The organism is Streptomyces sp. SS1-1, from assembly GCF_008973465.1.
Lineage (GTDB): Bacteria > Actinomycetota > Actinomycetes > Streptomycetales > Streptomycetaceae > Streptomyces.
In genome coordinates this window covers 6,024,807-6,037,991 of the sequence record NZ_WBXN01000004.1, presented here as the reverse complement: position 1 = coordinate 6,037,991, position 13,185 = coordinate 6,024,807, and the positions used below count along the sequence as shown (strand labels likewise).

General features: G+C 74.2%; 12 protein-coding genes. 2 read left to right on the top strand and 10 right to left on the bottom strand.

What is annotated here, in order from left to right; translation table 11 throughout:
• Nucleotides 1-44: 44 nt before the first annotated feature.
• The 5 genes from F8R89_RS29015 to F8R89_RS28995 form a co-directional block, all read right to left on the bottom strand.
• Nucleotides 45-473 carry an OsmC family protein gene (locus tag F8R89_RS29015; protein ID WP_151786709.1) on the bottom strand — a complete coding sequence of 143 codons (429 nt, stop codon included), beginning with the start codon at nucleotides 471-473 and terminating at the stop codon, nucleotides 45-47.
• 67 nt (nucleotides 474-540) lie between these two features.
• On the bottom strand, nucleotides 541-2,343 hold the full coding sequence (locus F8R89_RS29010; protein ID WP_151786708.1) for a DUF2201 family putative metallopeptidase: 1,803 nt from the start codon (nucleotides 2,341-2,343) through the stop codon (nucleotides 541-543).
• Entirely contained in the window at nucleotides 2,340-3,401 is a 1,062-nt protein-coding gene (locus F8R89_RS29005; RefSeq protein WP_151786707.1) for an ATP-binding protein, read from the bottom strand. The genes F8R89_RS29010 and F8R89_RS29005 overlap by 4 nt, the downstream gene beginning before the upstream one ends.
• Before the next feature lie 77 nt (nucleotides 3,402-3,478).
• The gene (locus F8R89_RS29000) at nucleotides 3,479-5,545 is read right to left on the bottom strand and encodes a phage holin family protein (RefSeq protein WP_151786706.1); all 2,067 of its coding nucleotides are present in this window, start codon (nucleotides 5,543-5,545) and stop codon (nucleotides 3,479-3,481) included.
• Nucleotides 5,546-5,641: 96 nt separating this feature from the next.
• The gene (locus tag F8R89_RS28995; RefSeq protein WP_151786705.1) at nucleotides 5,642-6,049 is read right to left on the bottom strand and encodes a hypothetical protein; all 408 of its coding nucleotides are present in this window, start codon (nucleotides 6,047-6,049) and stop codon (nucleotides 5,642-5,644) included.
• A gap of 85 nt (nucleotides 6,050-6,134) precedes the next feature.
• Between F8R89_RS28995 and F8R89_RS28990 the strand changes: the two genes are divergently transcribed.
• The gene (locus F8R89_RS28990) at nucleotides 6,135-6,908 is read left to right on the top strand and encodes an MBL fold metallo-hydrolase (RefSeq protein ID WP_151786704.1); all 774 of its coding nucleotides are present in this window, start codon (nucleotides 6,135-6,137) and stop codon (nucleotides 6,906-6,908) included.
• Complete coding sequence (locus tag F8R89_RS28985; protein ID WP_151786703.1) at nucleotides 6,905-7,525, top strand: DedA family protein; 621 nt, start codon at nucleotides 6,905-6,907, stop codon at nucleotides 7,523-7,525. Before F8R89_RS28990 ends, F8R89_RS28985 begins: the two co-directional genes overlap by 4 nt.
• 29 nt (nucleotides 7,526-7,554) lie before the next feature.
• Here F8R89_RS28985 and F8R89_RS28980 read toward each other — a convergent pair whose 3' ends face one another.
• From F8R89_RS28980 to F8R89_RS28955, 5 genes are all read right to left on the bottom strand, one after another.
• Nucleotides 7,555-8,685 carry an MBL fold metallo-hydrolase gene (locus tag F8R89_RS28980; RefSeq protein ID WP_151786702.1) on the bottom strand — a complete coding sequence of 377 codons (1,131 nt, stop codon included), beginning with the start codon at nucleotides 8,683-8,685 and terminating at the stop codon, nucleotides 7,555-7,557.
• Nucleotides 8,682-9,929 carry an aminotransferase class I/II-fold pyridoxal phosphate-dependent enzyme gene (locus tag F8R89_RS28975; protein WP_151786701.1) on the bottom strand — a complete coding sequence of 416 codons (1,248 nt, stop codon included), beginning with the start codon at nucleotides 9,927-9,929 and terminating at the stop codon, nucleotides 8,682-8,684. Before F8R89_RS28975 ends, F8R89_RS28980 begins: the two co-directional genes overlap by 4 nt.
• 143 nt (nucleotides 9,930-10,072) lie before the next feature.
• Nucleotides 10,073-10,924 (bottom strand): hypothetical protein, encoded by an 852-nt coding sequence (locus F8R89_RS28970; RefSeq protein WP_151786700.1) that lies wholly within the window; start codon nucleotides 10,922-10,924, stop codon nucleotides 10,073-10,075.
• 558 nt (nucleotides 10,925-11,482) lie between these two features.
• Nucleotides 11,483-12,124: a hypothetical protein gene (locus F8R89_RS28960; protein ID WP_151786699.1), complete on the bottom strand. Its 642-nt coding sequence runs from the start codon at nucleotides 12,122-12,124 to the stop codon at nucleotides 11,483-11,485.
• A 266-nt stretch (nucleotides 12,125-12,390) separates the two neighbouring features.
• A complete protein-coding gene (locus F8R89_RS28955; protein WP_151786698.1) occupies nucleotides 12,391-13,182 on the bottom strand; it encodes an RNA polymerase sigma factor SigF in 792 nt (263 codons plus the stop codon).
• Between the last annotated feature and the right edge of the window lie 3 nt (nucleotides 13,183-13,185).

Sequence of the window (13,185 nt, the reverse complement as noted above, 5' to 3'; positions counted from 1 at the left end):
GCGGAAGGGCGCCGCACAGCACTGAGCGGGCGCTCAGCGCGGGGTCAGGCGAGCTTGGCGGACAGCGTGATCGTCGTGCCGGTCAGCGCCTGGCTCACCGGGCAGTTGGCCTTGGCATCCTCGGCGGCGGCGACGAAGGCGTCGTTGTCGATGCCCGGCACGGTGCCCTCGACGGTGAGGTGGATGCCGGTGATGCCCTCACCGGGCTGGAAGCTGACGTCCGCCGAGGTGACGAGCTTGGTGGGCGGGGTGCCCGCACCGTTCAGGGCGTGCGAGAGGGCCATCGAGAAGCAGCTGGAGTGAGCGGCGGCGATCAGCTCCTCCGGGCTGGTCTTGCCGTTCGCGTCCTGCGAGCGGGAGGCCCACGTGACCGGCTGCGCCGCGATGGCACCGGAGGAGTCGAAGTTGACGACACCGCTGCCCTCGGTCAGGTTGCCTTCCCAGACGGTGTGTGCGGAGCGCGTGGTAGCCACGGTTCTTCCTTTCGCGTGTGGGCCCGTTCTCGCAGGGCCCGTGCCCCCCATCCGATCACACTCCGGCTCAACTCACCCGGAAGACCGGCCCACGTGGGGTGAACGGCAGCCGACGCCCCGGCGGGATCAGGTACGCGTGCTCGCGCCGCACCCGCAGCACGTCGCAGTCGGCGTCGGTGATGACGAGCACGGGGGCGCCGGGCGGGAAGTCGTCGGCGCGCTCCAGCAGGTCGACGCCGGGCTGCAGGACCGTGCCGCCCCGGCCGCGCACCCGGACCCGTCCCGCGATGTCGGTCACCGCGAGGTAGCCGGCGTCGTACGGACCGGCGTCGCAGAAGACGACCCGTGCCGCGGGGACGTCCCGCGCCTCGGCGTACGAGGCGATCGCGCCCAGCGCCTTGCCGAGCAGCCCGGCACTCATGGAGCCGGAGGTGTCGAGGACGACGCCGAAGGTGCAGCGGGCGACCTCCTCGGGCGGGAACCAGCGCCCCGCGCGCGGGATGTCCGGGGTGGACGCCTGCCGGCGGGCGGGGCGGGCGTAGCTGCGCAGCGGCTCCGGACGGGGCACGAACTCGTCGAACCAGCGGGCGAGCCGGGCGTCCCAGGGCAGCGGCGGGTGGCTGAGGGCGCGGATCTCCTGGACGAGGTCGCCGGGCAGGAAGCCGCGTTCCTGGCGCTGGTGCAGGTCGAGGCCCTGGGCGAGGCCCCGCCGGTAGAACTCGTCGAGGTCGCAGTACGCGCCGGGCGGGCCGAGCGGGGCGCCGAGCACATCGCCGGCGCCCTTGCCGCGCAGGGTGGCCAGCCGGCGCGTCCGGCGCGGGTCACCGGCGATCCGGTCGTACACCTCCTCGGCGGACAGGCCGGTGAACCGGGCGTCGTACAGCAGCCCTTCGGGCATCTGGCCGACCTGCATGTCGCGCAGCCAGCCGTTGACGACGTAGTCGCAGGCGACGTTGAACAGGTACGGGTCGCGGGGGCCGCAGCGCTCGCCGTGGCGCAGCGCGGCGTGCAGCATCTCGTGGGCGAGGATGAACCGCCACTCCTCGTCCTCGAACGTCCGCAGCGGGTTGACGTAGATCTCGCCGGCCTCGGCGTTGACGGCGGCGACGGAGACGCCGTGCGCGCGGGCGAGTTCGGCGTCGGCGACCAGCTTGATGCCGGCCGCGAGGCCGCCGAGCAGCGGGTAGGAGCTGATGAACCACTCCAGGGCCCACTGCCAGGGCCGCTTCTTCACGGGTTCGCCGGCCATGGAGTCGCGGCGGCCGCCCGCCATGTCCATCGCGGTGGACACGGTCCGGGTCAGGGCGGTCGCGAAGGCGAGCTGGTGGTCGGGGGGCGAGCCGAGCCAGCCCTTCCACTCCAGGAGGAGCAGGTCGGGTTCGGGGCCCGCCGTGCCGCAGCGTTCGAAGGCGGGCGGGACGCCGTCGCGGCGCCAGCGGGCGGCCAGCTGCTCCTCGTCGCCGTCGGGGTAGGCCGCCGGAAGGTGCTCGGGCGCGGTGCCGACGGGGAAGCTGAGCAGGAACCGGTTGACGACGACGCAGCGGGCGGCCAGGTCGGCGCGGTCGGGCTGCACCGGTGGGCCCGTCTTCGACGGGACGTGCCCGAAGCCGAGGTGCAGGACGGCGTGCGCGATCGCCCAGGCCCACGCGGCGGGTTCGGCGAACCGGTGCGGGTGGGCGTGCAGAGTGCCGTCGGAGTCGACGCGGACGAGCCCGTCCCGGGGTGCCGGCTCGCACTTCTCTTGACGGCACACCGTGAACTGGACGGCGGCGAGCGCCGGGTTGGCCCGCACCAGACGCAGGCCCTCGGCGAACGCCTCGGCGGCGAGGTCCCGCTTCTTCTCCTTCTGCCTGTCCTGCCGGCGGCTCATCGCCGGGCCTCCACGAGCCGGGGCATGTCCCGGGCGGCCTCCACGAGGAACCAGGACGGCAGGACGGGGTTGCCGTCGGCGTCGGAGGCGATGACGCTCTGGGCGACCTCGACGGAGATCTCGGCGAGCTGCACCAGCAGCGCCTTGGCACGGTAGGCAGTCTGGCGGCCGGCGGCCGGCATGTGGTCCTTGCCGGCGGGCAGTTCCTTGATCAGCCGGCCGCGGAAGGACTCGGCGAGGTAGTAGAGCAGGTCGCGGTCCTGCATCCGGTGCGGCCAGCGGGCGTCGCCCTTGATGATGGCCTCGATGCCGTACTGGCTGCGCACGATCTTGACGTAGCCGCAGAACGCGGTGGCGTGTGTGGGCGTCAGGGTGCCGTGCGCGAGGACCTTCAGGGTCTCCTCGTCGAGGTCGCGCCCGAAGGAGTGCAGGGCGTCGGAGAGCATGTGCCAGGAGCGGGGCGTGGAGAACGGCTCCTCGGTCTTCGGCGGCTTCGACCACAGGTGGTCGGGGCGGTCGGTGAGGTGGTCGAGGATCCACGGGTGGATGCCGTTGCCCGCGGCCCAGGTCAGCCAGTCCTTCGCGGACGCCTCCAGGTGCACATGGGTGAGGCGGTTGACCAGGGCGGACGCGATGGGCCGGGCGAGCGCGTTGTCGGTGGCCCGGTTGCCGGCGCCGATGACGATGGACCCGGCGGGCAGCTCGTAGTCGCCGATACGGCGGTCCAGGATCAGCGAGTAGAACGCCTTCTGCACGTCCGGGGTGGCCGCGTTCAGCTCGTCCAGGAACAGGCAGTACGGCTCGTCGCGGGCGATCGCCTCGGGCGGGCAGAACACCGAGCGCCCGTTACGGATCTGCGGCACGCCGATCAGGTCCTCCGGCGCCAGCTGGGTGCCCAGCAGGCTCACGCACTCCAGGCCGAGGGACTCGGCGAACTCCCTGACCAGGGAGGACTTTCCGATGCCGGGGGCGCCCCAGAGGAAGACGGGCCGCACGGTGGCGAGGCCGAGGAGGAGGTCAGGGATACGGGAGGGCGTGACGGTGACGGCTGCCTGCAAGGCAGGGACTCCTGGGGGGTTCGAGGGATGCGACTCGAACAGTGTGTGGCCGGGCGCCGCCGCACGCAGCCGGTTTTTCAGGCGGCCCGCTCCTGCGGCCGGGTCGCCACCGGCACTTGCGGCCCGTCCGCCTCGCTCAGCCAGCGCCGCAGCACCCGGTGCACGGACTCGGCGCCGACGAGGTCCGTGCCATCCTCGGCGGGCGCGGAGAAGGCGAGCGGCGACAGCAGGAAGGGCTCGCCCTGCGCGCCGCCGAGCCCGCCGTGCGAGCCGATCTGCTCCTCGAAGGCGAGGACCTCGCCGTCGGCCGGGTCGTAGGCGGAGTTGACCATGATGTCGGCGGTGTTCGGGAAGGAGTGCGTGCGGCGCACGGCGTCGGCGGCGTGCGGTCCGAAGACCTCCAGCGGGCCGGGCTCCTCGTCCAGCCGGTCCAGCGGGATCTCGGCGCCGTACGCGCCGAGCACGACGCCGCCGTGCCGCTCGCTGCGCACCAGCAGGAAGCCGACGCCCGGGTGGTTGGCGAGGGTGGTCAGCAGCGCCGGGTGGCGGGCGTCGATCTCCTCCTTGGTCATGCGGTGCGGCACGTCCGGGAAGGAGACCAGGCCGAGGTTGCCGGAGGCCAGCACGATCGGTTCGGAGCGGCGGGGCGGGCGGTGCTGCCCGGCGCCCTCCTCGACGGGTCTGCGGAGCGCGGCGCGTACGGCGGCGCGGGCCTCGGCGCCGCTGTGGGTGCGCCGGGCCCGGCGCGGCACGGGCAGCCCGCAGCCGGCCCGCACCAGGTCGGCGAGGCCGAGGCCGTACCGGGAGCGGAAGGTCTCGCCGGGGCTCTGCCCGTGGTCGGACAGCACGACGATCCGGTACGGGCGCGGGGCGTGCTCGGCGACGCTCTCCAGGAGGGCGAGGGAGCGGTCGAGGCGGGCGAGGACCTTCTCGGCGTCGCCGCTGTGCGGTCCGGAGTGGTGGGCGACCTCGTCGTAGGCGACGAGGTCGGCGTACACGGCGGTGCGGCCGGCGAGCATGTCGCCCATGACGGCGGCGACGACGACGTCCCGTTCGACGACGGTCGCGAAGGCGCGGATGAGCGGGTAGAGGCCGCCGCGGCCGACGCGCGGGCGTTCCTTGCGGACGCGGGACCGGGTGGACTGCCCGATCTCGCGCCCGACCTCGGCGACGAACGACAGGGCGGTGCGCACGGCGTTGGCCGGGTCGGAGAAGTACGCGAAGTAGCCGGAGCGGGAGCGGTTCTCGCGGCTGCGGCGGCGGGTGGCGATGGACAGCACGAGGGCCTGTTCGCCGGCGCCGCCGCTGAACAGGTTGCCGCGGCTGGCGCCGTCGGCGGCGAGCAGGCCGGGGTCGCCGGTGCGGTCGACGGCGCGGCGCTGCAGTTCGGCGGCGCTGGTGGGGCGGTTGCAGACCATGACCTCGCGGCCGGCCTTCTCGTACCAGCGGAACGCGGGGACGTCGAAGGTGCTGCCGTGCAGGATGCCGAGCTGGCTGGCGCCGGTCTGGCTGGACCAGTCGGTGCGCCAGCGGGTGAGCCGGTGGGAGGTGTGGGCGCCGCCCAGCCAGCGGGCGACGGTGGGCATCAGGCCCTTGTCGACGGCCGCGCGCAGCACGTCGTGGCCGACGCCGTCGAGCTGCACGAAGACGGTGCCGGGGCTGGACGGGCCGGGCGGCAGGGTGCGTCTGCGGCGGTCGGCCAGCCGGTACAGGCGCCGCCGGTAGGCGTCGTCGTCCCGGACGGCCAGGGCGGCGCCGGTCGCGGAGGCCACCGCGGACATGACGGCGGCGACGATGACGGCGGTCTCGGGGGCGGCCTCGCTGTCCCCGGAGGGCACCAGGCGCAGGGCGACGCTCAGCAGGACGCCGTTGAGGACGAAGACGAGCAGGCCGAGCACGAGGGCGGGCACGAGCAGCAGGAGGCGGACGAGGAGCGGCCAGAACACGGCCGAGAGGACACCGAAGGCGCCGGCGCCGAGGGCCGCGGTGACCGCGATGTCGGTGGCGCTGTCTCCGTCGGGCGACTGGAGCTGGAAGTCGGGCAGGATGCCGGCGAGCACGAGCATGGTGACGGTGGAGACCGCCCATACGGCGACGCTCCGCCCGATCTGACTGGCGATCCGCCGCCAGCGCCCACCACGCACGTCCAGTCCACCTCACGTCCGGCCCGCCCTGGGCCCCAGACTGACACAACGGCCGTACGGCCTCGGGAGTTCCCAGGTCAGCGCCGGTGCGCGGGCTCAGCGCCCGTCGTAGCCGGCGGTCGGCATGGAGAGTCTGCGGTGCACGCGGGCCTTCATCTGGGCGTCGTACGACGGCTCCGCGCCGCCGACCGTCTCCACCCGGACCCCGCGCCGGGCGCACTCGGCGGTGAACTCCTCGACGGAGGACAGGGCGCTCTCCAGGACACGGCGGCTGGGCGCCACGAACAGGTCGAGGCCGGGGCGCACGCCCTCCCAGAGCACGCTGTGGTCGGTGCGGAGCCGGCGGACCAGCAGCTCGCGCGCCACGACGTAGCCGTGCTGGGCGGCCCAGTGGGCGCACATGGCGTGCTGGCTGCGGGAGTCCACCAGGAAGGGGTCGGCGTCCAGCTCCTCGAGCGGCGTCAGACTGGCGATCGCCGTGACCCGCACCGCGGTCGACCCCATGGGCGTCCCCCCTCACCTCCGGGTTTCGCCGCCGACCCTACTCCAGCCCGTACGCTTCGGGGAGGCGCACGAAGGAGGCAAAGAGGTGCCGGTGGAGATCACGTGGTGGGGGCACGCCACCTGCACGGTCGAGGACGCGAACATACGCGTGCTCACCGACCCTCTGTTCGCACGCCGGCTCGCGCATCTGCGCAGGCGCCGGGGCGCGCTGCCGCCGCCGGGCGCCTGGCGCGCGGACCTCGCGCTGGTCTCCCATCTGCACGCCGACCACCTCCATCTGCCGTCGCTGTCCCGGCTGGCGCCCGGCACCCGGGTGCTCGTGCCCCGGGGCGCCCCCCGTGCGGTGCCCGGTCTGCGCCGGCTCCGGCATCTGCGGCTGACCGAGATGGCCCCCGGGGACGTGACGGGCGTCGGTGCCCTGGCCGTACGGGCGGTGTCCGCGCGGCACGACGGGCGGCGGCTGCCGGTCGGCCCGCACCGCTCGCCGGCCCTCGGCTATGTCGTCGAGGGTGAGGCGCGGACGTACTTCGCCGGGGACACCGGGCTGTTCGAGACGATGGCGAAGGAGGTCGGCCCGGTCGACGTGGCGCTGCTGCCGGTCGGCGGGTGGGGGCCGTTCCTGGGCGACGGGCATCTGGACGCCGGGCGCGCGGCCGAGGCCCTGGCGCTGCTCGGGCCGCGCAGCGCGGTCCCGGTGCACTACGGCACGTACTGGCCGATCGGCATGGACGCCGTGCGCCCCCACGAGTTCCACACGCCGGGTGAGGAGTTCGCGCGGCTCGCGGCGGAGCGCGCGCCCGGCGTATCGGTGCACCGGCTGGCGCACGGCGAGAGCGTGCGCCCGGAGGTGTCCCGGTGACGTTCCTGGGCGCTGTCACGACGACCGTGGCACCCGGCTCGGCGCAGCAGGCGCTGGGCTATCCCTCCCTGTTCCTGCTCGTGCTGGTCGGGGCGCTGGTGCCGGTCGTGCCGACGGGCGCGCTGGTGAGTTCGGCGGCCGTGGTGGCGTTCCACCAGGCGTCGCCGGTGTCGCTGGCCCTGGTGTTCGTGACGGCGTCGACGGCGGCGTTCCTCGGGGACGCGACGCTGTACTGGCTGGGGCGGCGCGGCATGGGCTCGAAGAACGGCTCGCGCTGGCTGGAGGCGATCCGTTCGCGGGCCCCGGAGGACCGGCTGGAGCAGTCCCAGCGCAAGCTCGCCGAGCACGACGTGGCGGTGCTGGTGCTGTCCCGGCTGGTGCCGGCGGGCCGGCTGCCGGTGATGCTGGCGTGCCTGCTCGCCGAGTGGCCGATCCGGCGGTTCGCGCGCGGCAACCTCCCGGCGTGCGTGGCCTGGGCGGTGACGTACCAGCTCATCGGGATCCTCGGCGGTTCGCTGTTCCCCGAGCCGTGGGAGGGCGTGGTCGCGGCGGTCGCGCTGACCCTGCTGATCAGCGCGGCGCCCAGTGTCTGGAAGCGGCTGCGGTCGGCGGGCTGAGGTCGCGCCTGCCGGCCGCCCCGGTCGCCTCACCCGTGGGACTCGCCGTGCGCCTCGGCCGTACGCCGTCCGGCGGGCTGCCGCTCCAGGACGCGTGAGCCTCCCACCGGCAGGTCCCACAGGTCCGCCCGGTCCCGGCCGGCCCGCTCCCAGGCGGCACGCACGCGCGTGAGCGGCTCAAGGACGGGCTCCGCCGACAGCACGAACGTGCCCCAGTGCATCGGCGCCATCCGGCGGGCGCCCAGGTCCTCGGCGGCGCGGACCGCCTCCTCGGGGTCGCAGTGCACGTCGCTCAGCCACCAGCGCGGCTCATAGGCGCCGATCGGGAGGAGGGCGAGGTCGATGCCGGGGTAGCGCTCACCGATGCGGCCGAACCAGTGCCCGTAGCCGGTGTCCCCGGCGAAGTACACGCGCTGACCGTCGGGCGCGGTGAGCACCCAGCCGCCCCACAGGCTGCGGCAGGTGTCGAGCAGGGTCCGCTTGGACCAGTGGTGGGCGGGCACGAAGTCGAGGCGGACGCCGGACAGTTCGGCCGCCTCCCACCAGTCCAGTTCGGTGACCCGGGTGAACCGGCGGCGCCGGAACCAGGGGCCGAGCCCGGCCGGTACGAACACGGGGGTGTCGCGCGGGAGACGGCGCAGGGTGGGGGCGTCCAGGTGGTCGTAGTGGTTGTGGCTGATGACGACCGCGTCGACGCGCGGAAGCGTGTCCCAGGGGATGCCGACGGGGGTGACGCGGGCCGGGGTGCCGAGGATGCGGCGCGACCAGACCGGGTCGGTCAGGACGGTCAGGCCGCCGATCCGTACGACCCAACTGGCGTGCCCCGCCCAGGAGACGGCGACCGTGCGGGCGTCGACGCGGGGCAGCGGGGCCGGGGCGTAGGGCAGCCGGGGCACGTCGGCGAGGCCGTCCCGTCCGGGCCGGATCGCGCCCTCGCGGGCGAAGCGGGCGAAGGCCCGCAGGCCGGGCAGGGGGGCGGTGAGCCGGTCGTGGAAGGTGCGGGGCCACACCCGGCGCTCGGCGAGCGGGCGGGGCGCGGCCGGCCGGAGAAATGGGGAGGCGGCGGGGGAGGCTTGGGCGGCGGGCGGAGCCGGGGCGGTGGACCGCTTCAGGGGCGTACGCGAGGGGGTGGGGGTGGCCGAGTCGGACTGCTGCGTCATCGAGGGGTCTCCCATCGCTCGGCGTCGTCACGGAGTTCGTCGAAGACCGACTTCAGGTGGGTCAACGCGCTTCGCACGTGCGGCAGTTCCAACGGCGCGGGGGACGTGAGGCATTCCGCGCGCTCCTCGTCGGTGCCGTCGAGGAGCGCTCCCGTGGACAGCCGGACGCGCAGTTCGCCGAGGTCGTCGCCGAAGCGGTGGCCGCCGGGCGCGGGCATGCCGAGCCGGCCGGCGAGGAAGTCCTCCAGGTCCTGCGCGTCCCCCACGTCGTGCCCGGACAGCCCGGCGCGCAGCGGCCCGAGGTCGACGTAGAGGTGCCGTCCTGCCTGCGGGGGGCGGGCGACGGCACCGGCGTCCACGGCGGCCGCGTACGCGGCGGAGGCGAGCCGCGCGTGCAGCCGTACGGTCGCGGTGACGCGGGCGGTGACCGGCTCGGGCTCGGCCAGGGCGTACCCGGCGGCGAGCGCGACCGGGGCCGCCACGCGGGCGCCGAGGGCGGTGAGCACGTCGAGCACACGCGCGTGCAGGCCGTCACCGGCGGCGCCGGCCGGGAAGCGGGCGACGGCCGCGGGCCAGCCGGTGGGGAGGTGGGCGCCGGCCAGGTCGGTGACGACGGTGACCTGCTCGGGGAGCATCTCGGCGGGGCTGAGCAGCACGGTCTCGTGGGGGGCGTGCACGGTGTCGCGCCAGGTCTCGTCGCTGACCAGGTGCAGCCCCTCGCCTGCGGCTGCCTCCAGGGTCTCGTGCAGCACCTCGGGCGGGGCGACGGTGGCGGCCGGGTCGTCGGCGGGCGACAGCACCAGCAGCCGGGGGTCCCCGCCCTCCGCGCGGACCCGGCGGACGGTCTCCAGGAGGGCGTACGGGTCGGGGACGCCGCCGGACTCGGCGGGGGTCGGCACATGGAAGACGGGCCGGCCCAGCAGGCGTGCGTACGGCGCCCACCAGGCCGCGCAGGGCCGGGGCACCAGGACGTCACCGCCGAGCGCGGCGGTCAGCGCCAGCAGCAGGGCGGGGGCACCGGGGGCGGCGACGGCCTGCTCGGGGGCGGTCGGGAGACCCCGCCGGTCCCAGTAGCCGCAGGCGGCCTCCAGGAGCGCGGCACCGCCGCCCACGGGCTCGCTCGCGGTCCGGCCCGCCGCGGCGGCGAGCACACCGGCCAGTTCGGGCAGGACGGGCAGCCCGTCGTCGGGCAGGGGCGGCCCGAAGCGGACGGGGCCGTGGCCCTCCATGTCCGTCCGGCGCATCCGTACCTCCGTGCTGTGCCAGCCGCCGTATGAGCCGCACGGTGTGTCGTGTACCCGTCGCGCTCTGCGTACCCATCGTCATCCGTTCCATGACCGCCGGCGGGCGTCGTTCGTGTCACCGGCGGCCTCGGGTGACCGCGGGGTCACGGCCGCGGTCCGGCCGGTGTCCTGCGGCGCAGCCGGTACACCGCGCCGCCGGCGGCACCGGCGATGAGGACGCCGCCGCAGACCAGGGCGGGCACGGAGTCGGTGAAGACCCCGCCCTGCCCGGCCTTCACCCCGCCCGGGACGGCCGGGTCGACGGGGAGGGCGGACGTCTCACAGGGCGAGGGCTCGGGCGGCCGGGTCTTGCCGCCTTTGTCACCCTTGTCGCCCTTCCACTCGCCGGAGGCCTCGGCCCGCGGCCGGCTCTGCGACCCCCCGCCGTCCCCCCACTGCCCGGAGCCACCGCCCCAGGACGGCTCGGTACACCCGCCGCCCTTGCCGCCCTTGCCGGTCTCGCGAGGCGCGACGAGCGTGGAGGCGGCGTCGCCCTCCCCCTCGCTCCCCGCCGCCAGGGTGTCGGCCTCGGCCACGCCGGCCACGGTGAGGGGCGCGCTCCACTCGGCCCCCGCGGCCCCGGCCGCCGCCGGGCAGGTGCCGTCGACGGTCCAGCCGGACTCGGGCCCGTCCGCGTCCGGGTCGTCCTCGAAGTTCTCGGCCGGGGAGACCTGCGCGGCCCCCCGGTAGACGGGCCCGCCGCCCCCGCCCTTTGCCTCACCGACCTTCTGGAGCTGCACGGTGCCGTCCTCGAACGCCTGGGACACGGCGTCGAGCGTGGCGGGCGCGACGCCCTCGACGGGATCGCAGGTGACCGACACGGTGACGGACTCGCCGGGCGTGACGGAGGCGGGCCCGACCTCCGCCGTCGGATCCGCGACGGCGGCCTGGGCCCCGGCGCCCAGTGCGGCACCGGCCAGTGCGGCGACGGACAGGGCGCGGACGGTGCGGCGCATGGGGTGGACTCCTTCGGCCGACGACTGCGGGCTACGGGCACGCATGCCCTTCAGCCATGACAGCCCGCCCCTCCCACGGCCGCGCGCGGCCGGACCCCATTCGCGGGACGGGGGGCGGCCGAGCGGGTGATGTGACGGGAATGGGGGTGGGGAGGGGGTAGAGCCCGGCTGGCGAGGACACCTAGAACGCTTCTTGCGTATCGATGGCGGAAGGGGGGACCTCTGCGGGCAGGGTGAGAGTCCCCGGCATACGCAGCACCACGAGGAACCCGTAGTCAGCACGGGCGAGCGTATGGAGTACGTGGTGGTCGAACCGTGCGGCGCCTCGGCCCTCTTCCAAGCCGCCGATGTCCGCTCTCGGACCCCTCAAATCGGTGCCGCCGACCTGGCGGAACGTCTGGGGACCGACCTTCCTGATCTCCTTGCCGCCATTACGCCCGCGAGACGCCCGGTGCCTACGGCGGTGTCCTCCGGAGCGGCTTCCAGCTGGCCTGACATGTTCCAGCGCGGGCCGTTTCCAGATGATCCAGAAGAAACGCCCTGGACGTCTGGACCGTCCTACCGGGTCGGTCGTGTTTCGACATAGGCGATAGGTACACCGGCCCGGTCGGAGAACTCCAGCCTGCCTGGTTGTGTGTTAGGCACGCTCAGCACCGTGGTACCACGCACGAACTGGCCTGGTTGGGGATCCGGCACGCTGCTCAGGTCATCAGCGTTGAGCCCGAGATTTTCGCACTCAACTCCGACCGTGATGGCGAGGCTCTTCACCTCCCCGTCCTCCCCGAGCCAGTCCGGCTGGGAGAACGGGTACGTGTCAAGCTCTGACGAACCCGTGTTCTTGATCTTGAACTCCAAGCACACGAACTGCTCGCCTGGGTCCGCTGTGACAGTGCCCGTGTTCGGATCGGTAACCGAGGTGGCCGCCTCAAGGCCAGCCAGAGTGACCTCTGCGGAGCCTGACGGAATGTCCAGCACCTCACTGGCACTCAACTCCACAGATATTGTCTCTCCCGGCACAAGTGAGGGCGTTGAAGACGCCGGCTGTGGCGTCGCCACGGGCGACTGCTCACCCGCTTGCCGCCGGCCTTCGTCGCTTCCCCCGCTTTCACCGTCGCTGCAGCTGGCAATAGACGCCGTCACCATGCAGCACGCGAGAAGGCAACCGGCAGAGCGTCTCCCCCTGGCAATACGCTTCTTCATGGCCCACTCCCTATCCGCGAGCAGCACCCTTCCTCAGAATGCACCCTCACCAGCAAGGGCGCCCGCTCACTCGAACGTGTAGCCGCGAGCAGGACGCCGGGGCAACGGATGCTGAAGTAGACGCGATGTGAGGCGCCAACCAGGCCAGAGAACCAGAGGTGTGGAAGGGACCTGCGGGTGCTGGCATGCGTGCTGCTCAGGACGCGGCCGGGCGCGGCGTGCGGGTGCCGCCAAGGTTCGGGGATGTGGGGTCCCCGGGGGCTGGGTCAGAAGTCGTCGTCGTTCAGGACCTGGTCGCGGACGCGGGTGCAGCAGCGGGTGATCAGGCGGGAGACGTGCATCTGGGAGATGCCGAGTTGTTCGGCGATGCGGCTCTGGGTCATGTCGCCGAAGAACCGCATGTAGAGGATCGCCCGTTCCCGCTCGGGGAGGGCCGCCAGGCGGGGGGCGACGGCCTCGCGGTCCACGACCGTGTCGAGGGCGGGGTCGACGGAGCCCAGCGCGTCGCTGAGGGAGTAGCCGTCGTCGCTGCCGGGCAGCTCGGCGTCCAGGGACAGCGCGGTGAAGCTCTCCAGCGCCTCCAGGCCGGCGCGGACGTCGGCCTCGCTCAGGTCGGCGTGCGCGGCGATCTCGGCGACGCTCGGGCGGTGGCCGGAGACGGTCTGCAGGTCCTGTACGGCGAACCGGACGCGGTTGCGCAGGTCCTGCACGCGGCGCGGCACGTGCAGCGTCCACATGTGGTCGCGGAAGTGCCGCTTGATCTCACCGGTGATGGTGGGCACGGCGTAGCTCTCGAAGGCGTTGCCGAGCTCGGGGTCGTACCGGTCGACGGCCTTGACCAGGCCGAGCGCGGCGACCTGGCGCAGGTCGTCCTGGCTCTCGCCGCGGCTGCGGAAGCGGCCGGCCAGCCGGTCGGCCATGGGCAGCCACGCCTCCACGATCCGCCCGCGCAGCGCGTCGCGCTCCGGGCCGTCGGGCAGCGCGGCCAGCGTGCGGAAGTCGGCGGCGGTGTCGGGTGCGTCGTCGTGCGGGTGCTTCCGGGATTTCACTGTGGGCATGAC